The organism is Streptomyces sp. NPDC088794 (assembly GCF_044750545.1).
GTDB lineage: Bacteria > Actinomycetota > Actinomycetes > Streptomycetales > Streptomycetaceae > Streptomyces.
In genome coordinates this window covers 59,708-86,453 of sequence record NZ_JBIVKB010000007.1, presented here as the reverse complement: position 1 = coordinate 86,453, position 26,746 = coordinate 59,708, and the positions used below count along the sequence as shown (strand labels likewise).

The following is a 26,746-nucleotide window of genomic DNA, read 5'->3' as shown; positions in this document are numbered from 1 at the left end:
CGCCGGCTGCGGTCGGCGAGGTCAGCGGACGGTCTCCAGGACCTCGGAGGCGCCCAGCGCCTCGGCGATCGAGTTGAGCGCGTCCTCGTCCAGGGCACGCAGTTGCTTCGGGCTGACACCGAGGTCGTCGAGGATCTCGCTGTCGCCCACGGGACCTTGCGGCACCGCGTCGGCGGACGGGGTCTCCTCGTCGCTGTCGTCGTCCTCGTCCTCACCGTCCTCGGTGCCGTCGAGGTCGAGGGCGTCCAGGTCGGGGCCGTCGTCGCCGGGATCCCTCCCGAGCAGTTCGTCGGTGAGCAGCAGCTCCCCGTACGAGCTGCGGCTGGCGGCGGCGGCGTCGGAGACGTAGACGCGGGGGTCTTCCTCACCGTCCACGCGGACGATGCCGAACCACGAATCCTCCTGCTCGATGAAGACGAGAACGGTCTCGTCCTCCTCACCGGAGGACTCCCGCGCCAGATCGGCAAGATCCGACAGCGTCTCCACATCGTCGAGCTCTGTGTCGCTCGCTTCCCACCCGTCTTCGGTGCGCGCGAGCAGTGCGGCGAAGTACACCGTGACTCTCCCACTGGTCTTAGGCGTGCCGGTTGGGGGTCCCCCCGGCGGAGGTCTTCGGGTGGGGAGAGCTGTGCTCCGAGCCCCGCCCACTCGGAATCGTGGCAGAAACAAGGCGTTCAGGGGACGTCTTCGGCTCCCTGTGTCCGGTGGTTTTGATCGCACGCACGCGTGCGCGTCGCCCAGCACTCACCAGCACACTCGTTGCCGCCAACAGCGGATCGTACGCGGCTTTTCCATGTGTCCACGCACGCCCACCTGGTCAACACCCGTACCGCCCTTGATCTTCCGCGTCGGGCCGACTACCAACGGAACGTGCGCATCCGCATCGCGTGTCGCAGTCGGGCCGTCTTCGCGCGCCGGGGCTGAACACGGTCGCGCAGTTCGCGGGCCTCGGTGAGTTCGCGCAGAAACCGGGCGCGGCGCCGTCGGCGCTCCGCGTCGGTCTCCTGCGACCCCTGCGGGGGCGGTCCCGGCGGGGACGGATTCTGATCGGTCTCCCGATTCGGCAGGTCAGTCATCGGTTCACCACCCCAGTCCGTCCCTCCCACTTTCCCCCGGACGGGCGGTTTGATGCCAGCGCGAGCAGGGACGGAGCGGCGGCTACTGTTGTGGACATGCGTCTCCACGTCGTCGACCACCCCCTGGTCGCCCACAAGCTCACCACCCTGCGCGACCAGCGCACCGACTCCGCGACCTTCCGCCGCCTCGCCGACGAGCTGGTCACCCTGCTCGCCTACGAGGCCACCCGCGACGTGCGCACCGAACAGGTCGACATCACGACGCCGGTCGCCTCCACCACGGGCGTCAAGCTCTCCTACCCCCGCCCCCTGGTGGTCCCGATCCTCCGCGCGGGCCTCGGCATGCTCGACGGCATGATGCGCCTGCTCCCCACCGCCGAGGTGGGCTTCATGGGCATGGTCCGCGACGAGGAGACCCTCCAGGCCTCCACGTACGCCACCCGCATGCCGGAGGACCTCTCAGGCCGCCAGGTCTACGTCCTCGACCCGATGCTGGCCACGGGCGGCACCCTGGTGGCGGCAATCCGCGAACTGATCAAGCGAGGCGCCGACGACGTCACAGCCGTGGTCCTCCTGGCCGCCCCCGAGGGCGTAGAGGTCATGGAACGAGACCTGGCGGGAACGCCGGTCACCGTGGTCACGGCAGCCATCGACGACCACCTCAACGAGCACGGCTACATCGTGCCGGGCTTGGGCGACGCGGGAGACAGGCTGTACGGCGCGGCTGAGTAGCCACGAGCTTTCCCGGCGCCTTCGGGGTGCGCGAAGTCTGCGGTGCCTTTGAACGGGCGTCGGCTGCATGCTGTTAAGGGGCGCGGGGAACTGCGCGACCAGCCACGACGGGCGCGCACCCGCCCAAACCACCGCACCCCTACGGCGAAACCGCGCCCCTCAGCAACTCTTCTTCGTCGAGGCGGTCGCAGACGCAGGCTTGGCCAGCAAGGCCAACGCCTTGTCCGCGGCCGCCTTCGGCGTAAGCGCCTTGAACCCGTCCCCGACGATCAGATCGAGCTCGGCACCCTTGCGGGACGCAACCGCGCGCTGCTCAGCAGTGGAGAGCTGCGTACCCAGCACAGGCAAAGACGTCTTCAACGCCGACGAAGGCCCGAGCAGTATCCCGCTCCCCTTGACCTTCTTGTCGAACTCCTTGCTCGCGTTGCCCACGTCCCCGATCTTGAACCCGCGCTTCTTCAGCGCATCCGCCGTGTCCTTGGCCAGCCCACTACGAGCCGTCGCGTTGTAGACGTTGACGGTGATCTGCCCGGGCTTCGGCACGGAGACCGACGTGGTCGCCCCGCGCACCCCCGGAGACGGACTAGCGCACGCGGCCTTGGAGCCGGCCGCCGACGCCTTGTCCCCACCCCCGGTGAAGACGTCGATGAGCTGCAACGTGCCCCAGCCCAGCAGCCCGAGCGCCGCGGCGGACGCCACCACGGTGACCGCGAGCCGGCCGCGCCGCCGGCGCTGTCGCATGCGCGGGTATTTGTCCCCCGTGATCCGGTACTTGCCGCCCATGCCTGGGGGAGTCAGCATGCTCATGAGCGCAGCGTAGTGCGCCTGAGCGGCGATGCCTACTAGATGATCATTAGACGCCACGCAGGTGAACCCGAAAGGGCCAAGCCTTTACCGACAGGCTTCTGAAAAGCGCGAGTCAGTCCAGTTCGAGGACGCGCGCGTGCAGCACCTGACGCTGCTGGAGTGCCGCCCGTACCGCGCGGTGCAGTCCGTCCTCCAGGTACAGGTCGCCCTGCCACTTCACGACATGCGCGAAGAGGTCGCCGTAGAACGTCGAGTCCTCGGCGAGGAGGGTCTCCAGGTCGAGCTGCCCCTTGGTCGTCACCAGCTGGTCGAGGCGGACCGGGCGCGGCGCGACGTCCGCCCACTGCCGGGTGCTCTCCCGGCCGTGGTCGGGGTACGGACGGCCGTTTCCGATGCGCTTGAAGATCACACGGAAAGCCTACCGGTCGAGACGTTCCGGGCGCAGCCATGGCGACGGAGTGCGACGCTGGAAAAGACGTGTCGAAACAGGGCAAACCGGGAACAGGGGTCCGACATGAGCGACAGCGAGACCGTGCCCGCGGCCACGACCGGCGAGTCAGTAGGGAGCGCTCCCGCACTTCCGCAGGGCGCCCTGGAGATCGCCGCCGGGTACGCCTTCACCGGACCGGCGCTCGACCTTGGCGCCCTCATGTGGGAGGGGCGGTGCCTGCCGGACGCGCAGATCCGCATCCCGCTGCCCATGCTCAACCGCCACGGCCTGGTCGCGGGCGCCACCGGCACCGGCAAGACCAAGACGCTCCAGCTCGTCGCGGAGCAGCTGTCGGCCCAGGGCGTGCCCGTGTTCCTGGCCGACGTGAAGGGTGACCTCTCCGGGATGTCGGCGCCGGGGGAGGCGAACGACAAGGTGCGCGGACGGGCCGGCGAGGTCCATCAGGAGTGGACGGCGACCGGCTTCCCGGCCGAGTTCTACGCGCTCGGCGGCCTCGGGCACGGCATCCCGCTGCGGGCCACGATCACCAGCTTCGGCCCGGTCCTGCTCTCCAAGGTGCTCCAGCTCAACCAGACCCAGGAGCAGTCGCTCGGCCTGATCTTCCACTACGCCGACACCAAGGGCCTGGAACTGCTCGACCTCAAGGACCTGCGCGCGGTCGTCGCCTTCCTGACCTCGGACGAGGGCAAGGCGGAGCTGAAGAACATCGGCGGTCTCTCCACCGCCACGGCCGGCGTGATCCTGCGCTCCCTCACCGCCTTCGAGGCGCAGGGGATGTCCGACTTCTTCGGGGAGCCGGAGTTCGACACGAACGAGTTCCTGCGGACGGCGGCCGACGGGCGCGGCATGGTCTCGATCCTCGAACTGCCCGCCGTCCAGGACAAACCGCAGCTCTTCTCCACCTTCCTGATGTGGCTGCTGGCCGACCTCTTCCACGATCTGCCCGAGGTCGGCGACGCCGACAAGCCGAAGCTGGTCTTCTTCTTCGACGAGGCGCACCTGCTCTTCAACGACGCCTCGAAGGCCTTCCTGGACTCGATCACGCAGACCGTCCGGCTGATTCGCTCGAAAGGGGTCGGCGTCTTCTTCGTCACGCAGACCCCCAAGGACGTGCCGTCCGACGTCCTCGCCCAGCTCGGCAACCGCGTCCAGCACGCGCTCAGGGCCTTCACCCCGGACGACCAGAAGGCGCTGAAGGCCACCGTGAAGACCTTCCCGAACTCGCCGTACGACCTCGAGGAGCTGCTCACCGGGCTCGGCACCGGCGAGGCCGTCGTCACCGTGCTGAGCGAGAAGGGCGCCCCGACCCCGGTCGCCGCGACCCGGCTGCGCGCGCCGGAGTCCCTGATGGGCCCGATCGAGGCGACGGCTCTGGACACGGCGGTGAAGTCGTCGCCGCTGCACGGACGTTACGCACAGGCTGTGGACAGGGAATCGGCGTACGAGAAGCTGACGGCCACGCAGGAGACGACGGCGGCGGAGTCGAGCCCGGCCCCCGCCAAGGCCCCGGCGTCCAAGCCCGCCGCCGCCAAGGCTCCCAAGGAACCGCCGTCCATGGTCGAACAGGTCGTCGGCAGCGGGATGTTCAAGTCGCTGGCCCGCTCGGTCGGCACGCAGATCGGACGGGAGATCACGCGCTCGCTGTTCGGGACGGCCCGGCGGAGGCGGTAGCGGCTCCGCCGGGCCCGCGGGTCAGCGCTCCCGTTTCGCCGGGGACCGCTCGGGCTGGGGTTTCTTCACGGCCGGTACGGCGGGTACGGCGGCCGGTTTCGGCTCGCTGCGGACGGCCTCGGCGCGCAGCAGGGCGCGCAGGATCGCGTACGGGTCTGTGGGCATGGCTGAAGTTCCTTGCGTCGTACTGAGGGACCTGGCTCGCGTGGGGGAGCGGGTCTGTCAGCAGCGCAGGACCACCGTGCGCAGGACGTCCGGGACGTGCGGGGGGACGGCGGCGGAGCGGGCCTTGGGGCGGTACGGCGCCGGGGCCGGCCGGGGTGCCGGGCAGTGCGGTACGTCCGGTCGCCGGGCGACCGTGCGGACCAGGGGCGGCAGGGCCGCCTCCACGGCGTCGTACTCGACGCTCTCGACCGCCACCGGGGCCGGCGCGGCCGTGGCCGTCTCCCCCGGCACGAGGAGGACGAGGAGCAGCATGAGCACCCGCAGCCAGGCGCGGCTGTGCGGGTGACGGCGTGCGGTGCTCATGCTGGGGGTGTCCCCGGGGAAACGCCGGATACGTGACGTCACCCGCGATATACGCCCAGTTGGCGTACGCCTTGTTACACCGTGCGCGGCACTTCCTGGGCGCGCCCCTTGATCCGGATCGCGGTCATGATCTCGACCACGCCGACCGCGACCAGCCAGATGCCGCCGACCAGGGTGAGGACGGCGACGGACTCGAAGGGGGAGTCGATCAGGACGATGCCGGCGACGAAGGTGAGGATCCCGAGGAAGACCTGCCAGCCGCGGGCGGGCATGTGCTGGTCGGACGCGGCGGCCAGGGTCTGGGTGATCCCGCGGATGAGCCAGCCGATGCCGATCCACAGGGCGAGCAGCAGGATCGACTGCATCGGGCCGCGGAAGCAGAACAGGCCCAGCAGGATCGACAGGGCGCCGCTGATGAAGGCCAGCACGCGCAACGAGGTCGTCTTGTGGGTGCCGAAGGCGGCGGCGAGCTGGAAGATGCCGCTGATCACGAGGTAGAGGCCGAACAGGACGCCGGCCGCGAGCAGCGAGGCGCCCGGCCAGACCAGCACCAGGACACCGAGGATCAGGGACGCGATGCCGGTGACCAGGACGGCCTGCCAGGCGGCGCGGGAGAGGGCGTGCAGGGGCCCTTCGAAGGGCGGTTCGGGTTCGGTCCGGCCCGGCGCGTGGGCGGCGGCCGCATGGACCTTGCGGTCGTCGTACTCCGGGCCTCGGGAGGAAGCGCTCGGCTCAGTCATGTTCCATGCTTGGACCGTCCGGCCCCACCGCGCCACCCCTGGGACCCACTCGGCTGACGCGGGTGCGGAAGCCTGCCGGAGGGCTGCTCGACCGACCGCCCGCCGGCAACCGGACGGGCCGCTCGCCGGCCGGCCGCCGGGCCACTGTGCGGGCCGCCTGTCGGCCGCTCGACAGGGTTCGCTCGTCGGCCGATCGACGGGCGAGGAGCGGCGGCTACTTCCCGGCGGCCTTCGCCGCCTTCGCCGCCGCCTTCATCTCCTGCTTGTGCGCCCGTACCTTGGCCAGCGATTCCGGGCCGGTGATGTCGGCGACCGAGCGGAAGGACTTCGTCTCGCCGTACGCGCCGGCCGCCTCCCGCCACCCCTTGGGCCGTACGTCCAGCTGCTTGCCGAGCAGTGCCAGGAAGATCTGTGCCTTCTGCTTGCCGAAGCCGGGCAGTTCCTCGAGGCGCCGCAGCAGTTCGGACCCGTCCGTGACGCCCTTCCAGACGAGCTCGGCGTTTCCGTCGTAGTGCTCGACGAGGTACTGGCACAGCTGCTGGATCCGCTTGGCCATGGAGCCCGGGTAGCGGTGCACGGCCGGCTTCTCGGAGAGCAGCGCGGCGAAGGCCTCCGGGTCCTGCGCGGCGATCTCGTGCGCGTCCAGGTCGGCGGCGCCGAGCCGGTCCGCGATCGTGCGCGGCCCCTTGAACGCCCACTCCATCGGAACCTGCTGGTCCAGCAGCATCCCGGTCAGCGCGGCGAGCGGGGAACGGCCGAGGAGCGCGTCGGCCTCGGGGTCCTGGGCGAGGTGCAGGGTGACGTCCATGCCCCGATTTTCGCCCGTGCGCCGTCAGCTCGCGCGCCAGTACCCGAGCGCGTGCGTCCGCTCCTTCGGCACGCCCAGCTCTTTGCGCACGTAGGCGGAGAGCGCGCGGGTGGTCCGTGTGTCGCAGGCGATCCAGACGTACGGCGAGTCGCCGGCCGCCAGCGCCTTCGGCAGATCGGCACGCACCTGCTCGACCAACTCGCCCCGGGACAGCCGCCGCACCTCGTGCCGGTCGGGGTCGGTGCGGAAGGGCAGGTCGTCCGCGCCGCCCTCGAACCACACGGTCGCCGGGACCGAACCGAACGCGCCGAGCAGGGAGTTGATCGCGGGCAGCGAGGCCGGGTCGCCGATCGCGAGGACGTGGGTGGGCGTGGGCGCCGGCTCCTCGAAGCCGGTGCCCTGGACGGTCGCGTCGATGGTGTCGCCGGCCTTCGCGGCCCGGGCCCAGTCGCTGGCGGCGCCCTCGTGCAGGGCGAACTCCAGGGCGAAGGTGCCGGTCTCCGGGTCCGGGTCGACCAGGGTGTACGCCCGCTGGTGCGGCTTGCCCGCGTTGGTGAACCACAGCCGGACCCACATGGTCGGGTGGACGCCGGTCGCGGCGAGCAGGCCGCCGTCGGTGAGGCGCAGCCGGCGGTACTCGGGCGTGACGTCCTCGGCGCCGGTCACCGTCAGCGTGAAGTCCTTCGCCCGCATCAGCCGAAGGACCGTGCCCTCCCAGCCCCGCCCCTGCGCCATGCCGTCTCCACCCTTCACGTACGATTTCTCCTCGGCTTACTTAGGTGAGGCTAACCTAAAGAACAGTGAGGACACAGGGTGGGGACCGAGATCTACCGAGACGCATGGGGCATCCCCCACCTGCGCGCCGACACCGCCCTCGACCTGGCCCGGGCCCAGGGCCGCACGACGGCCCACGACCGGGCCTGGCAACTGGAGGTCGAACGCCACCGGGCCGAAGGCACCTCGGCGTCCTTCCTGGGCCCGGAGGCGGTGCCCTGGGACGTCTTCACCCGCCGCACCCGCCTGACGGACACGGCGAAGCGCTGCTTCACGTCCCTGGAGGAACGCGACCCGGAGACGGCGGAGTGGGTACGGGCGTACGTGACCGGGGTCAACGAGGGACTGGCGGCCGGCGGCACGTCCACCACCCCCGAGTTCGCCCGTGCCGGTCTCTCTCCCGGTCGCTGGGAGCCCTGGACGCCGCTCGCTGTCTGGCTCGCCACGCACATCCTGTTCGCCGGGTTCCCGGCCAAGCTCTGGCGGGAGGAGGCGGTGCGGGAGTTGGGCGAGGAGGCGGTCGGGCTGTTCGCCACCGACGGTCCCGGTACCTCCGGGAGCAACGGCTGGCTGGTGAGCGGGGCGCGGACGACGACCGGTCACGCGGTGATCGCCGGTGACCCCCACCGCTTCATCGAGGACCCCGGCGTCTACCAGCAGATCCACCTCTCCTGCCCGGAGTTCGACGTCGTCGGCTTCGCCGTCCCCGGCATCCCGGGCATCGCCCACTTCGGGCACACCGGCACGGTCGCCTGGGCCATCACCAACGCCATGGCCGACTACCAGGACCTCTACCGCGAACGCCTCCGCCGCACCGGCGCCGGCATCGAGGCCCTCGGCCCCGACGGCCACTGGCACCGGGCATCCCGGCACACGGAGACGGTGGAGGTGGCCGGCGAGCCCCCGATCGAGATCGAGGTGATCGAGACGGACCGGGGACCGGTGATCGCGGGCGGCCCGGAGGGCCTGGACGGCGGAGTACTGGACGACGAGGGGGAGGTGCCGCCTGGCGTGTCCGGACCCGGGGTCGACTCCCGGGGAGCGGGCGGCCCCCTGGCCCTCGCCCTCCGCTACCCACCCCGCGTCACCTCCGACCTCGGCTTCAGCGCTCTGCTCCCCCTCCTCCGGGCCCGTCGTGTCGCCGACGTCGACCGGGCCGTCGACCTGTGGGCCGAGCCCGTGAACGTCGTGCAGGCCGCCGACACCGACGGCGGCACCCTGCACCGGGTCGCCGGTCGGGCGCCGCTGCGGGCCGAGGTCAATCGGGTGCGGCTCGTCAACGCCTGGGAGCCCGGGCACGAGTGGCACGGGTGGCATGAGATGCCCCGGGCCGGGCTCAGCGGCGGTATCGCGGTGATGGCCAACCAGCGTGGCCCGGCCACCCCGCTCGGCGTCGAGTTCGCCGCACCCCACCGGGCCGACCGGATCACCGACCTGCTGGGGGAGAAGGACCAGTGGGCGCCCGGGGACATGGCGAGGATCCACATGGACACCCATCTCGGTTCCGCGGGGCCCCTGTTGGACCGCCTCGCCACCCTCACCGACCTGTCTCCCGAGGCCGTCGCCCTCCGCGACCGTCTGCTGCGCTGGGACCGCCGTATGGACGCGGCCGACGCCGACGCGGGGGCCTACGCGGCGGTGCGCGGCGCGGTCGTACGGCGGCTCGCGCGGCAGCAGGCGTTCGCCGGGCTCGCCGTGCCGCCCGCCTACCCCGACGTCTTCCAGCCCTGGCTCGCCCTGCTCCCCCGGATCGCCTTCGCGCTCGAACACCTGCTGCGGGCCGAGGAGTTGTACGGCATCGACCGGGCGGCGGTCGTGCGGGAGGCGCTGGAGGAGGTCGCCGGCACGCACGCCGACGTGCCCTGGGGCGGTACCCACCGCCTCGCTCCCTGGCGGGCGCTCCCGCAAGTCCCGTACGACGAACCCGGGTTGTCCGGCGATCACGACTGCGTGCTGTGCACCTCGGCCGTGCCCGGGCTGACCGACCTGAGCGCGCGCGGGCCGGCCGCCCGGTACGTGTGGGATCTGGCGCGGCGCGAGGACAGCCGGTGGGTGGTGCCGTTCGGGGCCTCGGGGGTGCCCGGTTCGGCCCATCACCGGGACCAACTCCCCTTGTGGCTCAAGGGAGATCTCGTCCCGGTCGTCACCGACTTCGACCAACTCACCCAAGAGACCACCGAGGAAATCCTCAAGGAGACCGATGTCTGATCCCGACCCCTACCGCTCCCGCCCCGCCGTCCACGAGCAGGACGTCGACGGGTTCGGCACCGTCCGTCTGCTGCCCCTCGACCCGCCCGTCGACGCGGAGGTGCTGCACGCCTGGGTGGCCGAGGAACGCGCCGCCTTCTGGGGCATGAACGGGCTCACCCGCGATCAAGTCGCCGAGATCTACGCGCACATGGCCGGTCTCGACACCCATCACGCCTTCCTGGTCCTCAAGGACGCCGAACCGGTCGCGCTGCTGCAGACCTACGAGCCCGAGGCCGACCGGGTGAGCGAGTGCTACGAGGTCGGGCCCGGTGACATCGGCGTCCACCTGCTGCTCGCCCCCGCAGGGGAGCGCGGCGCACGGAGCGGCTGGACGGCGGCGCTGCTGGGGGCCGTATCGACGTATGTGCTGCACACGCTCGACCGGTCGCGGGTCGTCGTCGATCCGGACGTGCGCAACGAGAAGGCGATCGCGCGGTTCCTGCGGCACGGGTTCGAGGCGGGTCCGGTGGTCGTGCTGCCCGAGATCGATCTGCCGGACGTGTATCTGCCGGAGAAGAAGGCCCGGCTGGCGTTTCTCTCGCGGGCGGTAGCCTTCCCCGGATGACTCCCGAGGACCTCGTCGCCCACTACGGACTGGAACCGATTCCGCGCGAGGGCGGCCTGTTCAGACAGACCTGGGCGGGCCCGGAGCGCGCGGACGGCCGGCCGGCGGGCACCGCGATCGTCGCGCTGCTGATGGCGGACGACTTCTCCGCCCTGCACCGCCTGCCCACCGACGAGATCTGGCACTTCTACGGCGGCGACCCGCTGGAACTCCTCCTCCTCGCCCCGGACGGGACCTCCCGCACGGCGGTCCTCGGCCCGGACGTGCTCGGCGGCCACCACCCCCAACTCACCATTCCGGCCGGGACCTGGATGGGCGGGCGGGTCGTCGCGGGCGGCGCGTGGTCGTTCTTCGGCTGCACGATGGCGCCCGGGTTCACCTACGAGGGGTACGAGCACGGGGACGCGGCCGATCTCACGGCGCGGTATCCCGACCGGGCCGACCGGATCGCGGGACTGTGCCGTCCATGAACTTGCTGGAAGGACAGACCGCCCTGGTCACCGGCGCGGGCGGCGGCATCGGCCGGGGCATCGCGCTGCGCTTCGCCGAGGAGGGCGCTGCGGTCGCCGTGCACTGCCGTACGGCGGTGGACGCGGCCGGTGAAGTGGCCGCGCGCATCCGGGACCTCGGCGGCCGATCTGTCGTCCTGCGCGCCGACCTCACCGACGCGGACGCGTGCGCGCGGCTGGTCGGCGAGGCGGCCGAGTGGGGCGGCGGCCGGCTGACGGCACTGGTCAACAACGCGGGCGTACAGCCCGTGTGGGCGCTGCCGGGCATGACGGCGGACGAGTGGCGGGCGGTCGTCGACGCCAACCTGTCGAGCGTGTTCGCGTGCACGCAGGCCGCCGCGGAGATCATGCGGGGACAGGAGGGCGGGGGCTCGGTGACGCACATCGCGTCGATCGAGGCCCGGCAGCCGGCACCCCTGCACGCGCACTACAGCGCCTCCAAGGCGGCCGTCGTCATGCACGCGCGTGCCGCCGCCCTCGAGTACGGCCCGTACGGTGTCCGGGTCAACACGGTCTCGCCCGGCCTGATCGACCGGGAGGGGCTGACGGAGTCCTGGCCGGAAGGGGTGCGCAGATGGCTGGACGCGGCACCGACGGGACGCCTGGGCCGCCCCGAGGACATCGGCGACGCCTGCGTCTTCCTCGCCTCCCGCCTCGCCTCCTGGATCACGGGCCACGACCTGGTGGTGGACGGCGGGGTGTCGACGCGACCCACCTGGTGAGCGTTCGTCGGCTCCCCTGCGTACCTATCGGGACGGTGGCAGGTCCCAAGACGGAGTGTGGCGTGGGGTGTGACGGTGGACGCAGTGGACGGCAAGGGCGTCGAGGACTCTTCGGGCACCGGAGAGTTCAAGGGCTGGTGCTGCTGGGCTCCCTGCTGGTCCTGCTCGTCCTCGGCGGGGCGGGGCCCGCGTCGGCCCATGCCGCACTCAAAGGCACCGACCCCGCCGACGGAAGCGTCCTCAAGTCCGCACCCGGCAGCATCACCCTGACCTTCACGGAGTCCGTCGGTCTGCTCGACGACTCCTTCCGCGTCCTGGATCCCGACAACCGGCGGGTGAAGATCGGCGAGGCCGGGCACGGGCCCGGCGGCTCCGACACGGCCCGGGTGACGCTGCCCAAGGGGCTCGCCCAGGGCACGTACGTCGTGGCGTGGCGGGTCGTGTCGGCGGACAGCCACCCGGTGTCGGGCGCGCTGACCTTCTCCGTCGGCAAGGCGTCCCCGACGGCGGCGGTGGCGGACGCGGGACCGGTCGAGGACCCGGCGACCGGCAGCCTGTACAACATCGGCCGCTACCTCGGCTACCTCGCCGCCGCCCTCCTCATCGGCACCGCCGCGTTCATCGTGCTGTGCCGCCCGTCGGACCGGACGCCGTTGCGCCGGCCGCTGGTGGTGGGGTGGTGGACTCTGGTGGGTTCCACGGTCGCCCTGCTGGTCCTGCGCGCTCCGTACGAGGCGGGTACCGGCCCGGGGACCGCCTTCGACTCCGAGGCCCTCAGCCGCACCTTCACGGGCCGTCCTGGGCTCGCTCTGCTGGCCCGCCTGGTGCTGCTCGCGCCGGCCGCCGTCCTCGCCGTACGGCTGCGCGGGCGTGAGACCTTCTCGCGCCCGGCGCTCGCCGCCGGTACCGCACTCGCCGTAGGCCTGGCGCTCACCTGGGCCGCCGCCGAGCACGCGTCGGCCGGTATCCAGGTGCCGGTGGCGATGGCGTCCTCGGTGCTGCACCTGCTGGCGATGGCCCTGTGGCTGGGCGGACTCACCGCCCTGCTGCTGTCCCTGTACCGCGCCTCCTCGCTGCCCGCGGCCACCGTCGCCCGTTTCTCCCGGCTCGCCTTCCTCTCGGTGACCGTCCTGGTCGTCACCGGCGTCTACCAGTCCTGGCGCGGCCTCGGCTCCTGGAGCGCCTTCACGGAGACGACGTACGGCCGCCTCCTGGTCGCCAAGCTCTTCGCGATCGTCCTGCTGCTCATGGCGGCCGGCGTCTCGCGGCGCTGGACGTCGGCCATGACGACGGCCGACGCGGATGTCGAGACGGCCGCGGAGACGGTCGTACGAGAGGGCGTACGGGAGAAGGTTCCGCAGCCCGTGGGCGGGCCGGCGCTGCCGTCGCCGGGGGAGCCCGACGGGCCGGCGGAGCCGATCGCGTCCGACGCGCACCGGCGTGGGCTGCGGCGGTCCGTGCTGGCCGAGGTCGGTGTCGGTGTGGTGGTGCTGGTGATCACGACGATCCTCACCGGCACGCTGCCGGGCCGGGCCGCGGAGGAGGCCGCGGCGCAGCCCGCGACCGGCGCCGGGCTGCCCGCCGCGTCCGTCACGACCATCCCCTTCGACGTGGGCACCCCCAACGGCAGGGGCAAGGTGCAGATCACCCTCGACCCGGGCCGGGTCGGCGACAACACCGTGCAGGCCGTGGTGTTCGGCCCCGACGGCGGCCTCTCCACCATTCCCGAACTGCGCCTGTCCCTCACCCTGCCCGCCCAGAAGATCGGTCCGCTCGACGCCCGTCTCACCAACCGCGGCGGGTACTGGGGCAGTGACAACCTCACCGTCCCCATCGCCGGGACCTGGGAGATGAAGATCACGGTCCGGGTCTCCGAACTCGACCAGGTAAGTGCGACCAAATCGGTACGCATCATCGGTTAGCGCCATTTCGGCGGCCAACTCACCCGCTGTTGTTCGAGGGTTCGGACGAAACGATCATCGTTGTGTCGGTCACGTTTCCACAAATGTGGACGTGACCCCTTGACCCATGACCTGGCATGGGGCTGTTATTACCGCCACGATGTTCGGTCGAGTTGGTTTCTGGTCGGTTTCGACTTTTTTTCGACGCGGCAGTATCTCCGAGACCGAACCCAGCCCTCAGGAGCCGTTGATGCGTGACCTCTCCCCCTCGGGTCTCTCCCTCACTGGTCCAAGTCGCCGTGGTGTGTTGCGCGGTGTCGGTGGCGCCGCGCTCCTCGCGGGCGCCGGCATACCCCTGCTGTCAGCCTGCGGCGACAGCGGATCCTCCTCCGACCCGAAGACGGTCAGCGTCGGCTCGAACCAGTCCGACGCCGTGCCGAAGAAGGCCTACGGAGCTCTCTACACCGCCTTCACCAAGCAGTCCGGCCTCACCGTCAAGGTGAACACCAAGGACCACAACACCTTCCAGGAGCAGATCAACTCGTATCTGCAGGGCACGCCGGACGACGTGTTCAACTGGTTCGCGGGCTACCGCATGCAGTTCTTCGCGCAGAAGGGCCTGGCCTCCCCGGTCGACGACGTGTGGGAGAAGATCGGGGCCAACTTCCCCGACGCGATGAAGAAGCTCAGCAAGGGCGCGGACGGCAAGTACTACTTCGTGCCGCTGAACACGTACCCCTGGGCGATCTTCTACCGCAAGAGCCTCTTCGCGGACAAGGGCTACACCGTCCCCACCACGTGGGACGAACTGGTCGCCCTGTGCAAGCAGATGAAGAAGGACGGCCTGGTCCCGATCGCCTTCGGCGACAAGGACGCCTGGCCGGCCATGGGCACCTTCGACCAGATCAACTTCCGTCTCAACGGCTACGACTTCCACGTCGAGCTGATGGGCGGCAAGGCGTCCTGGACCGACGCCAAGGTCAAGGCCGTCTTCGACCACTGGGCCGAGCTGCTCCCCTACCACCAGGACGGCTTCATGGGCCGCACCTGGCAGGACGCGGCGCAGGGTCTGGTGGCCAAGAAGTCCGGCATGTACCTCCTCGGCTCCTTCGTGGCCCAGCAGTTCACCAACAAGGCCGACCTCGACGACCTCGACTTCTTCGCCTTCCCGGAGATCAACTCCGCGTACGGCCAGGACACCGTCGAGGCGCCCACCGACGGATTCATGGTCAGCAAGTCCCCGAAGAACCACGACGGTGTCGTGAAGCTGCTGGAGTACCTCGGCACCCCGGCCGCCGAGGAGCTCTACCTCAAGGGCGACCCGAGCGTCGTGGCGGCCTCCAACAAGGCCAGCACCGCGGCGTACACGCCCCTGCAGAAGAAGGCGTACGAGATGATCGGCGCCGCCAAGAGCCTCACCCAGTTCATGGACCGCGACTCCCGCCCGGACTTCACCTCCACGGTGATGCAGCCCGGTCTGCAGAAGTTCCTGCAGAACCCCAAGGGAATCGACAGCCTGCTCTCGTCCATCGAGCGCCAGAAGAAGACAATCTTCGCGTCCGAGTGAGCTGCTGAATGACAATCGAGACCCCCACGAAGTCCCAGGAGGCGGCCGCCGTGCCGCCTCCTGGGCGCGCGTCCGAGAAGAAGCGGGTACCGCGGGGCCACAAGCGCCTGCTGACCCGCCGCGACCGGATCACGCTCGCCTTCATGGCGGGCGTGCCGACGATCCTGCACGTCCTCCTGGTCTGGGTGACCGCCCTGGCCTCCATCCTCCTCGCCTTCACCAGCTGGGACGGCATCGGCTTCGACTCGATCAAATGGGTCGGCCTTGACAACTTCCAGCAACTCTTCACCGACAACCCGCAGTTCTGGCCGGCCGTCGAGCACAACGTCATCTGGTTCGTCGTGCTGATCCTGATCCCGACGCCGTTCGGCCTGCTCCTGGCCGTGCAGTTGGACAAGAAGATCCGGTTCAGCCGGGTCTACCAGACGGCGTTCTTCCTGCCCGTCGTCATCTCGCTGGCGTGCATCGGCTTCGTCTGGCAGCTGATCTACAACCCGGACACGGGCCTGATCAACAGCCTCATCGGCGCCAACAAGCCGGGCCACTACATCGACTGGATCGGCGACCCGGACCTCAACCTGTGGGCCGTCCTGGTCGCCGCGTCCTGGCGGCACACCGGCTACATGATGATCCTGTACCTGGCCGGCCTCAAGAGCGTCGACCCGTCGCTGCGGGAGGCCTCGGCGATCGACGGCGCGAACGAGTGGCAGACGTTCAAGAGCGTCATCTTCCCGACCCTGCGCCCGACCAACACGGTCGTCCTGGTCGTCACCATCATCGAGGCGCTCCGCGCATTCGACCTGGTCTTCGTCTTCAACAAGGGCGCACAGGGAACCGAGTTGCTGTCGATCCTGGTGACCAACAACATCATCGGTGAGTCCAGCCGGATCGGTTACGGCTCGGCGATCGCGGTGGTGCTGCTGTTCATCTCCCTGATCGTGATCATTCCCTATCTGATCGCGACCTTCCGGAAGGAGCGGCGCGCATGAGCACCGTGAGCGCGGCGCCCAAGCAGCGCACCCCGATCCGTCCGGCCCGCGTCCTGCTGCACGTCTTCCTGGCCGGCACGGCGCTGGCGTGGGTCGCCCCCCTGCTGTGGGCGATCTTCTCGGCGCTGCGTCCGTACAGCGAGACCAGCGACCGCGGCTATGTGTCCTGGCCGCACACGCTGAACTTCGACAACTTCAAGAACGCGTTCGAACAGTCGGACATGACCCACTACTTCGTGAACACGTTGATCATCGCGGTCCCGGCCGTGCTGATCACGCTGCTCCTGTCGTCGATGGTCGCGTTCTACGTCAGCCGTTTCGACTTCCGGGTCAACCTGGCGCTGCTGCTGGTCTTCACAGCGGGCAACCTGCTGCCGCAGCAGGTCATCATCACCCCGCTGTACCGGATGTACCTGCTGACGAACCTCCCGGGCATCACCGAGAGCGGCAAGCTGTACGACTCGGCGCTCGGTCTGGTGCTCATCCATGTGGCGTTCCAGTCCGGGTTCTGCGCCTTCGTGCTGTCGAACTACATGCGGTCGCTGCCGCACGAGCTGACCGAGGCCGCGCTGGTGGACGGCGCCTCGGTGTGGCGGCTGTACTGGCAGATCACCCTGCCGCTGTGCAAGCCGGCCATGGCGGCCCTGGGCACCCTGCTGTCGATCTGGATCTACAACGACTTCTTCTGGGCGTTGGTCCTGATCTCGACCGGTGAGAACATGCCGATCACCTCGGCGCTGAACAACCTCTCCGGGCAGTTCTTCACCGACCCGAACCTGATCGCCGCCGGTTCGCTGCTCACCGCGATCCCGACGCTGGTCGTGTACTTCGTGCTCCAGAAGCAGTTCGTCAGCGGTCTGACCCTGGGCTCGGCCAAGGGCTGAGCCGGTCTCCTCCCTCGCCTCCCTCCTTCTGGACCGGTCAACACCCTGGTCCACGAGGAGGGTTGGCGATTCCGGAGCCCCGGCGGCGAACACCTAGAGCCGCAGCAGCCGTTGGATGAGCTCCCGGTACTGCCGTAGCGCGAGGTGGAGTTCGGCGGTCTGGGTCTCGGGGTCCTGCCCCTGCCAGCTCTCGCGCAGCGCCTGCCGCTGCCCGGAGAGGACGGCCATCACCTGGGCGGCGGCTTCGTCGAAGGCACCCTCGGCCTCCTCCAGCGACTCGTGCGGGGCATCGGGGAACGTGTTGAGGGCCCGGCCCAGCCGCGTCACGATCTTCTCCCGCTCTCCCGGCGGGAACAGCGGTTCGGGGCCGGAGGTACGGCGTCCCGATACACCGCGGGGCTGGTCAGAGGGCTGTTGGGCGCGTGTCTGGTCGTACATCGTCGAGTACCGCTTTCCTGTCGGTGGGGCCCGCGCCGACGCGAAGCCGCTGTCGGGCGGACGCGGTTCTTACACGGGCGGGAGTACGGTGGAGGGGATCAGGGTTTTTCGTATGCCGGAACTCGGACCGGCTCGGGACCCTCGTCCCGGAGCCTGAACGAGTCCGCCGGAGCGATTCCTCCGTACCAGGGCCTGTCCGGCGGATCAGCCCGGCTGCGAAGTGCTGTGCTTCTCGGCGGCCCGCGACGCCGGGCTGATCCGCCGGACAGGCCCTGTGCCACCCGTCCTCACAGGGGCTGCCCGTGACCCCGGCCGCGCCATACGCATCCAGGCCGAGGAGCCACGCATGCCGCTCAGTTCGCTCACCCCCACGACGGTCGCACCGGAGGATCCGGTCCCGTCGCCCCAGGTCTACGACGGAACGTCCCCGTTCCCCGCGGACGACCCGACGCCCCCGCGCGACGGCGCCGCGCGGATCTACGTGACGATCACCGCGGTGATCGTCGTGCTGCCGTTCGTGGCGATCGGCCTCGCCGGCTGGTTGCTGTGGGGCAGGCTCATCCACCCCGTCGACATCGTCCTCGCGGCGGTCCTCTACACGATCACGTGCCTCGGCGTCACGGTCGGCTTCCACCGCGGTCTGACCCACGGCGGCTACCGGGCCGTCCGCCCGCTGCGCATAGCCCTCGCGATCGCCGGTTCGATGAGCTTCCAGGGCGATGTCATCGGCTGGGTCGCCACCCACCGCCGCCATCACGCCTTCACGGACCGCCCCGGCGACCCGCACTCCCCGTACCGCTACGGCACCCATCTGACCGGCCAGTTGCGCGGACTGCTGCACGCGCACGTCGGCTGGCTCTTCCGCAACGATCAGACACCGCCCGAGCGTTACGCCCCCGACCTGCTCTCCGACCGCGACATCCAGGCCGTCTCCCGCGCCTTCCCCCTCCTGTGCGTGGCCACGCTCGCGTTGCCGTTCGGGCTCGGCTGGGCGATCGGCGGCAGCTGGCTGTACGGCGTAACGGCCTTGCTGTGGGCGGGACTTGTCCGCATCGCGCTGCTCCACCACGTCACGTGGAGCGTCAACTCCCTCTGCCACATGATCGGCGAGCGCCCGTTCCGCACCAGGCGCCACGACCGCGCGACCAACCTGTGGCCGCTCGCCCTGCTCTCCTTCGGCGAGAGCTGGCACAACCTCCACCACGCCGACCCCACCAGCGCCCGGCACGGCGTCGACCGAGGCCAGATCGACCTCTCGGCCGAGGTCATCCGCCTCTTCGAGCGTCTCGGCTGGGTGCACGACGTGCGCTGGCCGGCTCCGGACCGAGTGGAAGCCCGCCGCACCTGACGCCAACCACCCTTCTCCGTACGGCAGTTGACATCCGCACTGCAGCTGACAGGAGCCTTCATGACCACCGCACTGGAGCCCCCGCTTCCCTCCCATCCTGTCCTGCGCCTGCGACTGGCCGCCCCCAGCGGCAATCCCCGCCCCATCGACGGAGCCTGGTGGCCCCGCTCCTACGACCTGCTCGCCGAACTCCCCAAGCTGCTCGCCGGGTTGCCGCGCAAGTGGGGCCACATCACCAGCGTCACCGTCAACGGCTCGACCTGGGCCGAGGTCCCCGACCAGATGCTCGTCGCCGGCCGCTCCGTACAACTCCACCGAAGCCTCGCCACGTCCGCCGCCCACACCATCGTCCTGCTCACCCCCGGCCGAGGCCGCTGGGACCTGCTGGTGGTACCTCCCGGGGCGACGGCGGAGGAGGCGGAGCTGCTGATGGAGGCCGCGGCGGCCGATCCCGGGTGAGCGGGTCGGGTGGTAGGGCGGTGCTCGGTGGTGTGCCGGTGCTCGGCGGTGTGGCGATGGTCGGTGGTGTGCCGGTGCTCGGTGGTGTGGCGATGGTCGGTGGTGTGCCGATGTTCGGTGGTGTGGCGGGCTCATGGGTGGCCGGACCCGCCCCGCGCGGCTGCCGCCGCCGCCCGACCGCGGCGGGCGACGCGTCCGCCGTGACGCGCGTCGAACCGGCAGTACAGACGCGTCCCGGCAACGACCATGATCAGCAGGGCACTTACGGCCAGGGCGGTGATCACGGCGGTCACATCCCCAGGGCGGGGTGCTGAATCCGCCCGTACGGGGAGTGTGAGTCGCGGCCGGGGACGTGACCGGTGATGTGACCGGGAACGGGAACGGGAAGAGCGACGGCGACGGCGACAGCGACGGCAGTTTGGCTCGCGGGATTCGAGTCGTCCGACCCTGCCTCCGGGGCGTCGACCTCCGGCCCTTCGCTGCCGCGGACCCCTTCCGCCGCCAGGAGCGCGCTCGCGGACAGTGCCGGACCACTACCAGGACCAGGACCGGTGTCCGGACCGGTGTCCGTACTCGCGGCGGCCATCAGACGGGCGGCCACGGACGCGTCGGTCTCCGGCGGAACCACCAGCAGGTCCCGGCGCCCGGCGGTGCCGGACAACAGCAGGATCTGGTTCGGGTCCAGCCGCTCCGAGGCGAACCAACCCACCTTCACCACACGGCCGTTGACGAAGATCCGCGGCGGCAGAATCTGCCAGTTGCGGCGGTTGACCGCGATCCGGGTGACCCGCCCCCACAGCGGATCCAACACATCGGCCAGCGCGGAGAGTTCACCCGCGAGGTCACGGGTACGGGGCCACCACGCACCGTCCAACCCGGTCGGTCCGCCGGTACGGCTCTGGGACTTCAGCGCGAGGCGGGCGATCGGGGCCCTGAACGGGACGGCCCGCAGCGGGGAACGAGGGCTGGACGCGGACATCGCGCAAACCTGTCTCCGGACCCCTGCGGAGGCGCAGTCGCCCGGTGTCGTGGCTCACCGGGAACGACACCGGCATCGGGGCCGGTGCGCGAAGTACTCCCGATGACCTCACGCTACTCCCCGAACTGCCGAGACGGACCGTTCTCGCAGGCGGTCTCACCTTGGCGGGGGTGGGGGTGGGGTGGGGGAATGGGCGCGGGTGTGGTCTTCCGTGCGCGTATCCGGGCGGGGGTCCGCCTGTGTGCGGGCTCCGGCTGCCGTCGGGGCCGAGACCTGGGCGGTCATCCCTGACCGCGCCCGATACGGCGGTCCGGCCCCGGAAACGGAAACCTTGCTCCGCGTCGGTGCGCACGCTTCGGGCTCTTGGCCGCGGGTGCCTTCCCGCTTGTGGGTGAGTGCTCAGAGACCAGCCCAAGAGGTCCGGGCCGTCTCTTCGTCTCTTCGGCTGTTCGGCGGCTTCGACCGGCCATTCCGCCGCCCATGGTCCTAGATCTGGCCTCGCCACCATGGCACGTCCAGGCTGTCAGCCGGAATGACCTTGGCCCTTGCCAGGATCCTTCGATCGAGGGCTCGCACGAGGGCGCGCAACTCCCGCGCGCTCTTCTTGGGCATCGCGTGAAGCACGACTTCGAGGTGCTCACGGAAGCCGGCGCCGTAGCACCCGCACTCGGGGATCGAGCAGTCAGGACCTGTAAGCGGGTCAAAGAGGTGTCTGAGAGGCCCGTGGGCAAGGGCCTGCCAGTGCCAGAACGCCTCTTCCGTGGCTTCGGGCCAGAAGCGGGTCCGCTCCAGCCGACGCAGGTCGGCTGTGCAAGATCCTGAAAGGCGATCAATGGGCGGGTAGCGTCGCCGCCAGAGGCGAACAGGGAGGTCGCCCCGCAGGACTGACGGGCGCCTACGCGGCATTGCCCCTTAGGTTGTCGGTCATGGGGGCAACGTACAGAGTCATGCGTCGAGTGGCCACCGCGTATTCGGCGGCCGAAGATCGGGACCGGCACGAACAACTGCCGGGGTCCGGTGGGGACTACTCAGGACGCCGATCGTGCGCCACGCAGTGAAGCGCCCCGTTCAGAGATCCTTGGCACCCGGGTAGTGGTGGCGAAGTTCGCTGAGCACGCGCTCGTCGACAGCCCTGACATCCCACAAGGAGCTGTCGAACTCGGTCAGGACAACCACCAGTTGGTCCTCGGCGAACCCACGTGCATCAGCATCGATCAACTGAAGGAAGGGGGTCGTCAACGACAACAGCGTCAACGTGTCTATACCCTCGTCGGCAGACAACCTCTCCATCTCGACACAGCGAGGATCGACGATCTCGTCGAATTCGACGCGCCACGTCAGTTCCAGGCCGAAGCTGCCGAGGCGAACCAGCAGCTCGGCCAGGGTCACGTAGTGCTTTCCGTGCCAGGCAGGAAACGTGATCCCCTTCACCCCCGCCTCTGCTTCGGCTGTATCGCGCGACATGCGACGACCCCCCCTAGCGCTCAACGCCGGCGTGGGCGAAGAGGAGTTCGGCTGACTCGTTGCCGTGGCCGAGGATCCGTCGAACACGGTGGCCGCTGCCGAGGAGGCCACGGGCGCGGTGCGGGAGCGGTGGGTCTGGGAACTCGCTCAGGTCGAGGAACCCTTCATGCCCGACGTCCTCAACGGTATGGACGTAGACCTGTATGACGCCTTCGCGGGCGGCGTTGTTGTACCAGCCGTCCGCGTTCTCTCATGATTGGCCCTCCTCGGTGTGGCTCCGGTGGAGCGCACGGACGAAGGCAGCCAGGTCTTCTCTGCTGTCGACGTGATCAGGAGAAGTGGCCATGAGCGGCACCCTACTTGGCACGTCTGCGGTAGGTCTGAGCCTGGCAAGTACCGCCTAGGAGTTCGGTCTGCACCCGCCCCCAGTAACCGTCGACGACTGGTCCGACGGTCGCCCGGGGACGCTGCCGTATTCCGCCGTCCGACCCCGTTGACGTCAGCCGTGGATGTCAGAGGTTTCTGGCATCCTGCGCCGGTGAGAATGCCATCGGCCGCCTTCTGGTCGCAGTTAGCCACCCTGAATGGCGAAGCCACGCAGGCGAGTTGCCGACGCCTGGCCGAGGATCTGAGCCGCCTTTACGTAGCTGCTGTCTATGCCGGACCAGGCATACGAACTCGCCACCGGGAAGGAGGTGAGGTGGACCACCGCTTGACGGAGATCCCGTAGGTCGGTCCTTCTGGCGCCGGGCGTTCACCGGGTTCCTGGGCGGCTGGCTGCTGGAACGGAACCCTTTCTGGGTCTCGCCTGAACGGCCGTGAACAGGGCTGAATGAGACGGGAACTGAGACGCTCGCGCGAGCCGGACTGTTTGCTATCTGCCGTGTCGAGGAGGAGCCATGGCTCTGGGCCGCAAGGGATCTCGGCGCATCGTCGTCGGAGATACGGCCTACCGCATTCCGCCGGTTTCACACCCTCGCCCTGAGCACGACTTCGAGACCTGAGTGGGGGGTGCTGGCTCGATACCCTTCGGCTACCTGGGGTTAGGGGCGTCCTGGACGTCAGCTGACCGCCGAGTTGATGCCCGGTGTTTCCTTTGATCCCTCCGGTCGGTCTGCGGCCTTCCTGGTGATGGGCTGTCATGGATTTGGTACCGCCGGCTCCACGCAGCTCCTTCGCGACCCCGCCCTTGCACGGCAGCTTGCCGCAGAGGTCGAACAGCGGGACTTTGCGGCGATCGCAGAAATACTCGTACAAGGCCACGAGTACGGCACGCGCATCATCGAGTCCTTCCCGCAAGGCGGGTTGCAGACCGTCGAGTCAGGCGCCATGGAGTTGGGCCCCAGCGGGCCGCGTCATTGAGCGCAGAGCCACCCGCGCTCTCCCCCATCAACCTCATTGAGGACGCGGTTGTCCTTCGGGAGCCAGGGGCGCGCCCGGCCCACCACGGAGGCTCATCGCGGCGACCGCGGCGCCATCACGGCCCTACGAGCCGCCGGACGCGTCCTGGGCGAAGCGGTCGCCTACGCGACGAGCCGACTCCGACGATTTCTTGGAGCGGCGAGGGACTGGAAGCGGAGCATCAGCCCGCGCGCCAGTCCCCAACCCTCTACTCAGACGTCATAGCCTTCGGCCCGCAGTGCTGCGACAACCACACCACGCCCCCTGGATGCGCCCAACCCCTGCTGATGTCACGGCCAGGTGATCGAGGGACTGTCGAGGCTCAGAATGACACCGCCCGAGCTGTTGAAGGCCCTGAACTTCGTGTACGCCGACAGCCTCGTGAACTTCGAGGCATCGGCGAACACGTCGGGGGACAAGGTCTCGCTACACGACCTGGCGCTGGTGGACCGGACCAGCGCACCCGTTGCGGCGTCCACGAGATAGACGCGGTAGCTGGCGCACGACGAAGGATGGGCGTCGACGAAACTCCAACCGTCGAACGTCGTGCCCGTGCCGAGATAGATGCAGGGCGTCACATTCCAACCGCCCGACGTGTAGGGAGTCCGGCATTGCGCCTCCTCCGTGGCCGGTCCCATCTGTCCGTGCTGGGTGCTACCTGAGGTGGGATATGCGGTCGCGGTCTGCGCGCCGGCGGCGGGAGCACCCAGCAAGGCGCCCGCGGTCAGCACGACGGAACCGACGGCGGCAGCGAGATGAGTCTTCATACGACCTCCAGAATGCGATGAGCCGGTTGCGGCTCCACATCCTGGGCAGGTCGGCCACCTGCGGCCCACCTCTTAAGCCACGGCTTAAAGGGACGGGACGGCAGGCGCATCGCCTCACGGTTCCGTCAGGACACCGGTCTGCAGCAATGCCAGCCCGAGGGGGGTGATGAGGTGCAGCACGGACCCGCCTCGACGGCTGGTGGTGATGAGGTCCGTGTTCCGCAGCACGGTCGCGTGCTGACTCGCCGCCGCGGCCGTGACGTTGAGGCGGCGGGCCAACTCGCTCGTCGTGCAGCCTTCTGCTGTCACATACAGGGCGGCGGCTCGCGTGCGCCCGAGCAGAGACTCCAGGTTCCGCACGACGGAGCCGTCCGCTTCTGTGGGGTCGGTGCCGGTCAGCGGCCGACGGAGAGCCGGCACGGTCAGTCGGGGTGGCTGGGCGGTATCGAGCGGGTCCCACAGGAAGCTCACCGGGTGCTTCGAGAAGACCGTGGGCGTGATGAGCAGTCCTCTTCCCCGCAGACGTACGTCAACTCGGCGCGGGTAGGGAGCTTCGAGCACCGGCGGACGCCAGCGGATCAGTGGTGCGCAGATCGAACGCAGCAGCAGATCGATGCCTCCCTCCAGCATCAGGTTCGCGAAACGGGTGGACAGCGCTACCAGTTCGGACCGCCCTCGATGCCAGTACGGCTCCACGGTCAGCCGGTGGCAGGCGCGCACGGCCTCGGCGAGCTCCCGCCGCGCGTCACGGTCGCCCTCGGCCACGCGTTTGGCCCATGGCAGGTGTACGGGGTGGAAGTGGAGATCCTCGAATTCGCGTCGCAGCCGGGACACCGGGGCGCGCAGCAGGTTGTCCACGGCGTGGTCCACAGAGGGCACATCGCCCATCAGGGCCAGCAGATCAAGCCCGGGACCTCGCATCGGAACCAGGGACGTCAGGGGGCGCGTGTCGGCCCCCATCCGGCCCGCGACAGCCGACCGCCACGTGCGGAAGTGCGGAAGGTGCCGGTTCTCTCGCAGGAGTTCCAGGCTGTAGTAGACCTCCGCCGCCACGCCGATCGTCGCGGCCACCCGTGTCCGGGCAAGGTCTTCCGCCGTGAAGTGAATGCGTAATACCAACCGGCCCCCCTGCCACCGAAGTAGAGCGCGTGAGCGCACCCCCAGCATGCCCCAATCCGCCGCGCCCGATCCGGTTTCAGGCGTAGGCCGCGCCCGCTCGCCGACTGCGCATACGCGCCCGCAGACCGGTTCGTGGAGCGGATCGGGTCTGCCCCGACATGACCTGGATCATCGCTGACAGCCCGGTCTTCTTCGGCGGTTTCGTCGCCGGGCCCGACTGCGGCTCGGACAACACTCTGTGGGCGGGCGCACCGGTACCCCGCGGTTCGAGGTGGAGAACGGGAACCGGTTCTTCGGCCGGCACCCTGAAGTGCCGCTCATCGACGAGGTGGCGCACGAGGAAGAGGAGCCGTTCTCAACAGTCGTTGTCACTCCGCCCGTACGAGGATGGACCCTGGTCATCGGGCCCTACTTCGGCCTGCGCTATCCCCAGCAGACAGCGCACATCACCGACCTGTGCCGAGAGCTGAGCATCCGCTTCGGTAAAGCCCAACTCTTCTTCCGCAGCGAGCAGAACGACGGAGAAGCATGGCTGATCGCCGAAGGGGGACGGATCATCCGGCGTTGGATCAGTGAGTACCCGTCCCTCGCCCTGGGCGATCCGTTCGGTATCGAACGGCGACTCCTCGACGCCTACGGCATCACGGGCAAGCCCGAGGATCTCGACCCCGACAGCGACCTGGCCGGCGACTGGGCGGCGACCTGGGGGACTGCTGGGCAACGACAGTCGCTGAGGAGTCCAGCATCGACCCCACCACGGTCGTCGATACGGGCTCAACCCGCGTCATGCTGACAGCAGTTGCTCCGCGCATCGGGTAGGCACACTGCCATCCACCCACCACCCCACCGTCAAGTACACGGCTCCGGAGGCCCCTTGGCACCTCTGACCTGCGGGATGCTGACCTCGGCGTCTGCTGGGTGCGGCCTCCCGGCAGTCGCAGTTTCCCGTGAGTCCTCGCCCGATCCCGATCCCGATCCCGATCCGACGCGGTCGTGGCACAAGCCGTTCCTCTTCGATACGAGATGAGATGAGCGAGACCGTGCCCCGCCCTACGCGATGAGGTCGAGCCAATAGCGGTACACCGAGGCGAAGGGTTCGACGCCATCACCATCGCGACGGCCCGCCTCCATCAACCACAAACACGTCTGCCGGGCCTTGCCGATCACGCTGTCGGGATAGCCGTAGCGCTTTTGGTGTTCGGCGAACTCGTCCTCGTCCTCGATACGGGCTTCGCCGCCATGAGGCCGCACGACATCGAGATCAAGGTCCACTGTGCGCAGGACGGTCCCGTCCGCGTTCCACTCAGGCACCGTGCACACGTCGCAGTACATCTCAGGGCCCGGCTCCACACAGAACGTAGCGGTCCACCACTCACCGCGCGGCACCACCATCACGTACGCGAACCGGCTGGTCCAGCCCCCCGTGGCCGAACTGACGGGGACACCCCGCGCCGTGCCCAACCACACGCCGTGCTCGTCCTCACCCAGCCGGGTAGCAGTCCACAGCGCGCTCAGACTCCCGTCGTACTTCCGGATATCGACCAGCACGGAAGCGCTGTCTGTGATCACGTCAAGCACCCTACCCAGCGTGCGGCGGAGCAACTCTGGTCCTCTGAGACGGACAACGACGAAGGGCCCCGCTGCAAGCAGCGGAGCCCTTCGACATCGTGCCCGGTGAGGCACTGGCGGAGGATACGAGATTCGAACTCGTGAGGGGTTGCCCCCAACACGCTTTCCAAGCGTGCGCCCTAGGCCTCTAGGCGAATCCTCCGCCGGGAACATTACATGACCGAGAGG

At 69.5% G+C, this 26,746-nt stretch carries 30 protein-coding genes and 1 tRNA gene; 15 read left to right on the top strand and 16 right to left on the bottom strand.

Features of this window, described 5'->3' with window-relative positions:
• Window positions 1-21: 21 nt before the first annotated feature.
• Together ACIP6U_RS20975 and ACIP6U_RS20970 are read right to left on the bottom strand one after the other, a co-directional pair.
• Entirely contained in the window at window positions 22-555 is a 534-nt protein-coding gene (locus tag ACIP6U_RS20975) for a hypothetical protein (protein WP_401719814.1), read from the bottom strand.
• Between the two features lie 302 nt (window positions 556-857).
• Window positions 858-1,076 carry a hypothetical protein gene (locus tag ACIP6U_RS20970; protein ID WP_401719812.1) on the bottom strand — a complete coding sequence of 73 codons (219 nt, stop codon included), beginning with the start codon at window positions 1,074-1,076 and terminating at the stop codon, window positions 858-860.
• Window positions 1,077-1,172: 96 nt separating this feature from the next.
• Between ACIP6U_RS20970 and upp the strand changes: the two genes are divergently transcribed.
• Complete coding sequence (gene upp, locus ACIP6U_RS20965; RefSeq protein WP_401719809.1) at window positions 1,173-1,808, top strand: uracil phosphoribosyltransferase; 636 nt, start codon at window positions 1,173-1,175, stop codon at window positions 1,806-1,808.
• A 159-nt stretch (window positions 1,809-1,967) separates the two neighbouring features.
• Here the strand turns inward: upp and ACIP6U_RS20960 are convergent, their stop codons facing one another.
• A complete protein-coding gene (locus ACIP6U_RS20960) occupies window positions 1,968-2,615 on the bottom strand; it encodes a LytR C-terminal domain-containing protein (RefSeq protein ID WP_401719806.1) in 648 nt (215 codons plus the stop codon).
• Between the two features lie 112 nt (window positions 2,616-2,727).
• A complete protein-coding gene (locus ACIP6U_RS20955) occupies window positions 2,728-3,024 on the bottom strand; it encodes a type II toxin-antitoxin system VapB family antitoxin (protein ID WP_003999914.1) in 297 nt (98 codons plus the stop codon).
• Between the two features lie 105 nt (window positions 3,025-3,129).
• Between ACIP6U_RS20955 and ACIP6U_RS20950 the strand changes: the two genes are divergently transcribed.
• Window positions 3,130-4,737 carry a helicase HerA-like domain-containing protein gene (locus tag ACIP6U_RS20950; RefSeq protein ID WP_401719803.1) on the top strand — a complete coding sequence of 536 codons (1,608 nt, stop codon included), beginning with the start codon at window positions 3,130-3,132 and terminating at the stop codon, window positions 4,735-4,737.
• A gap of 21 nt (window positions 4,738-4,758) precedes the next feature.
• Here the strand turns inward: ACIP6U_RS20950 and ACIP6U_RS20945 are convergent, their stop codons facing one another.
• The 5 genes from ACIP6U_RS20945 to ACIP6U_RS20925 form a co-directional block, all read right to left on the bottom strand.
• A complete protein-coding gene (locus ACIP6U_RS20945) occupies window positions 4,759-4,902 on the bottom strand; it encodes a hypothetical protein (RefSeq protein WP_401719801.1) in 144 nt (47 codons plus the stop codon).
• Between the two features lie 57 nt (window positions 4,903-4,959).
• Complete coding sequence (locus ACIP6U_RS20940) at window positions 4,960-5,265, bottom strand: hypothetical protein (RefSeq protein ID WP_401719799.1); 306 nt, start codon at window positions 5,263-5,265, stop codon at window positions 4,960-4,962.
• A gap of 74 nt (window positions 5,266-5,339) precedes the next feature.
• The gene (locus ACIP6U_RS20935) at window positions 5,340-6,005 is read right to left on the bottom strand and encodes an HdeD family acid-resistance protein (protein ID WP_401719797.1); all 666 of its coding nucleotides are present in this window, start codon (window positions 6,003-6,005) and stop codon (window positions 5,340-5,342) included.
• 214 nt (window positions 6,006-6,219) lie between these two features.
• Window positions 6,220-6,813 (bottom strand): HhH-GPD-type base excision DNA repair protein, encoded by a 594-nt coding sequence (locus tag ACIP6U_RS20930; protein ID WP_401719794.1) that lies wholly within the window; start codon window positions 6,811-6,813, stop codon window positions 6,220-6,222.
• Window positions 6,814-6,837: 24 nt separating this feature from the next.
• On the bottom strand, window positions 6,838-7,548 hold the full coding sequence (locus ACIP6U_RS20925) for a siderophore-interacting protein (RefSeq protein WP_401720574.1): 711 nt from the start codon (window positions 7,546-7,548) through the stop codon (window positions 6,838-6,840).
• A gap of 78 nt (window positions 7,549-7,626) precedes the next feature.
• Here ACIP6U_RS20925 and ACIP6U_RS20920 point away from each other — a divergent pair, with 78 nt between their 5' ends.
• The 8 genes from ACIP6U_RS20920 to ACIP6U_RS20885 all read left to right on the top strand — a co-directional run bounded on the left by ACIP6U_RS20920 (window position 7,627) and on the right by ACIP6U_RS20885 (window position 16,974).
• Complete coding sequence (locus tag ACIP6U_RS20920) at window positions 7,627-9,795, top strand: penicillin acylase family protein (RefSeq protein ID WP_401719792.1); 2,169 nt, start codon at window positions 7,627-7,629, stop codon at window positions 9,793-9,795.
• Window positions 9,788-10,402, top strand: a complete 615-nt coding sequence (locus tag ACIP6U_RS20915; RefSeq protein WP_401719791.1) for a GNAT family N-acetyltransferase — start codon at window positions 9,788-9,790, stop codon at window positions 10,400-10,402. Before ACIP6U_RS20920 ends, ACIP6U_RS20915 begins: the two co-directional genes overlap by 8 nt.
• On the top strand, window positions 10,399-10,872 hold the full coding sequence (locus ACIP6U_RS20910) for a cupin domain-containing protein (RefSeq protein WP_401719788.1): 474 nt from the start codon (window positions 10,399-10,401) through the stop codon (window positions 10,870-10,872). The genes ACIP6U_RS20915 and ACIP6U_RS20910 overlap by 4 nt, the downstream gene beginning before the upstream one ends.
• Complete coding sequence (locus ACIP6U_RS20905) at window positions 10,869-11,633, top strand: SDR family NAD(P)-dependent oxidoreductase (protein WP_401719785.1); 765 nt, start codon at window positions 10,869-10,871, stop codon at window positions 11,631-11,633. The genes ACIP6U_RS20910 and ACIP6U_RS20905 overlap by 4 nt, the downstream gene beginning before the upstream one ends.
• Before the next feature lie 137 nt (window positions 11,634-11,770).
• Window positions 11,771-13,555, top strand: a complete 1,785-nt coding sequence (locus ACIP6U_RS20900) for a copper resistance CopC/CopD family protein (protein ID WP_401719784.1) — start codon at window positions 11,771-11,773, stop codon at window positions 13,553-13,555.
• A gap of 229 nt (window positions 13,556-13,784) precedes the next feature.
• The gene (locus ACIP6U_RS20895) at window positions 13,785-15,101 is read left to right on the top strand and encodes an ABC transporter substrate-binding protein (protein ID WP_401719781.1); all 1,317 of its coding nucleotides are present in this window, start codon (window positions 13,785-13,787) and stop codon (window positions 15,099-15,101) included.
• 8 nt (window positions 15,102-15,109) lie between these two features.
• The gene (locus ACIP6U_RS20890; protein WP_401719780.1) at window positions 15,110-16,090 is read left to right on the top strand and encodes a carbohydrate ABC transporter permease; all 981 of its coding nucleotides are present in this window, start codon (window positions 15,110-15,112) and stop codon (window positions 16,088-16,090) included.
• Complete coding sequence (locus ACIP6U_RS20885) at window positions 16,087-16,974, top strand: carbohydrate ABC transporter permease (protein WP_401719778.1); 888 nt, start codon at window positions 16,087-16,089, stop codon at window positions 16,972-16,974. Before ACIP6U_RS20890 ends, ACIP6U_RS20885 begins: the two co-directional genes overlap by 4 nt.
• Window positions 16,975-17,067: 93 nt before the next feature.
• Here the strand turns inward: ACIP6U_RS20885 and ACIP6U_RS20880 are convergent, their stop codons facing one another.
• The gene (locus ACIP6U_RS20880; protein WP_401719775.1) at window positions 17,068-17,412 is read right to left on the bottom strand and encodes a hypothetical protein; all 345 of its coding nucleotides are present in this window, start codon (window positions 17,410-17,412) and stop codon (window positions 17,068-17,070) included.
• A 346-nt stretch (window positions 17,413-17,758) separates the two neighbouring features.
• On the opposite strand from ACIP6U_RS20880, the gene ACIP6U_RS20875 reads away from it, so the two are divergent.
• From ACIP6U_RS20875 to ACIP6U_RS20865, 3 genes are read left to right on the top strand one after another with little or no spacing between them, the layout of a single operon-like run.
• Window positions 17,759-18,760 carry an acyl-CoA desaturase gene (locus tag ACIP6U_RS20875; protein ID WP_401719773.1) on the top strand — a complete coding sequence of 334 codons (1,002 nt, stop codon included), beginning with the start codon at window positions 17,759-17,761 and terminating at the stop codon, window positions 18,758-18,760.
• Between the two features lie 60 nt (window positions 18,761-18,820).
• Window positions 18,821-19,219 carry a DUF5994 family protein gene (locus ACIP6U_RS20870; RefSeq protein WP_401719772.1) on the top strand — a complete coding sequence of 133 codons (399 nt, stop codon included), beginning with the start codon at window positions 18,821-18,823 and terminating at the stop codon, window positions 19,217-19,219.
• A 20-nt stretch (window positions 19,220-19,239) separates the two neighbouring features.
• Entirely contained in the window at window positions 19,240-19,533 is a 294-nt protein-coding gene (locus ACIP6U_RS20865) for a hypothetical protein (RefSeq protein WP_401719769.1), read from the top strand.
• Here ACIP6U_RS20865 and ACIP6U_RS20860 read toward each other — a convergent pair.
• The gene (locus ACIP6U_RS20860) at window positions 19,509-20,198 is read right to left on the bottom strand and encodes a DUF5994 family protein (RefSeq protein ID WP_401719768.1); all 690 of its coding nucleotides are present in this window, start codon (window positions 20,196-20,198) and stop codon (window positions 19,509-19,511) included. The two genes, ACIP6U_RS20865 and ACIP6U_RS20860, sit on opposite strands and share 25 nt — an antisense overlap.
• Before the next feature lie 1,068 nt (window positions 20,199-21,266).
• Window positions 21,267-21,662, bottom strand: coding sequence for a hypothetical protein (locus tag ACIP6U_RS20855; protein WP_401719765.1), 396 nt, complete (start codon window positions 21,660-21,662; stop codon window positions 21,267-21,269).
• A gap of 64 nt (window positions 21,663-21,726) precedes the next feature.
• On the opposite strand from ACIP6U_RS20855, the gene ACIP6U_RS20850 reads away from it, so the two are divergent.
• Window positions 21,727-21,918 (top strand): hypothetical protein, encoded by a 192-nt coding sequence (locus ACIP6U_RS20850; protein ID WP_401719763.1) that lies wholly within the window; start codon window positions 21,727-21,729, stop codon window positions 21,916-21,918.
• 1,435 nt (window positions 21,919-23,353) lie between these two features.
• Here ACIP6U_RS20850 and ACIP6U_RS20845 read toward each other — a convergent pair.
• The gene (locus ACIP6U_RS20845) at window positions 23,354-23,830 is read right to left on the bottom strand and encodes a hypothetical protein (protein WP_401719760.1); all 477 of its coding nucleotides are present in this window, start codon (window positions 23,828-23,830) and stop codon (window positions 23,354-23,356) included.
• Window positions 23,831-23,944: 114 nt separating this feature from the next.
• Entirely contained in the window at window positions 23,945-24,901 is a 957-nt protein-coding gene (locus ACIP6U_RS20840) for an ArsR/SmtB family transcription factor (RefSeq protein WP_401719757.1), read from the bottom strand.
• 319 nt (window positions 24,902-25,220) lie between these two features.
• On the opposite strand from ACIP6U_RS20840, the gene ACIP6U_RS20835 reads away from it, so the two are divergent.
• The gene (locus ACIP6U_RS20835; protein ID WP_401719754.1) at window positions 25,221-25,742 is read left to right on the top strand and encodes a hypothetical protein; all 522 of its coding nucleotides are present in this window, start codon (window positions 25,221-25,223) and stop codon (window positions 25,740-25,742) included.
• Between the two features lie 257 nt (window positions 25,743-25,999).
• Here ACIP6U_RS20835 and ACIP6U_RS20830 read toward each other — a convergent pair whose 3' ends face one another.
• Both ACIP6U_RS20830 and ACIP6U_RS20825 read right to left on the bottom strand, forming a co-directional pair.
• Window positions 26,000-26,518 (bottom strand): DUF402 domain-containing protein, encoded by a 519-nt coding sequence (locus ACIP6U_RS20830; protein WP_401719751.1) that lies wholly within the window; start codon window positions 26,516-26,518, stop codon window positions 26,000-26,002.
• Window positions 26,519-26,632: 114 nt separating this feature from the next.
• Window positions 26,633-26,720, bottom strand: a tRNA-Ser gene (locus ACIP6U_RS20825).
• Between the last annotated feature and the right edge of the window lie 26 nt (window positions 26,721-26,746).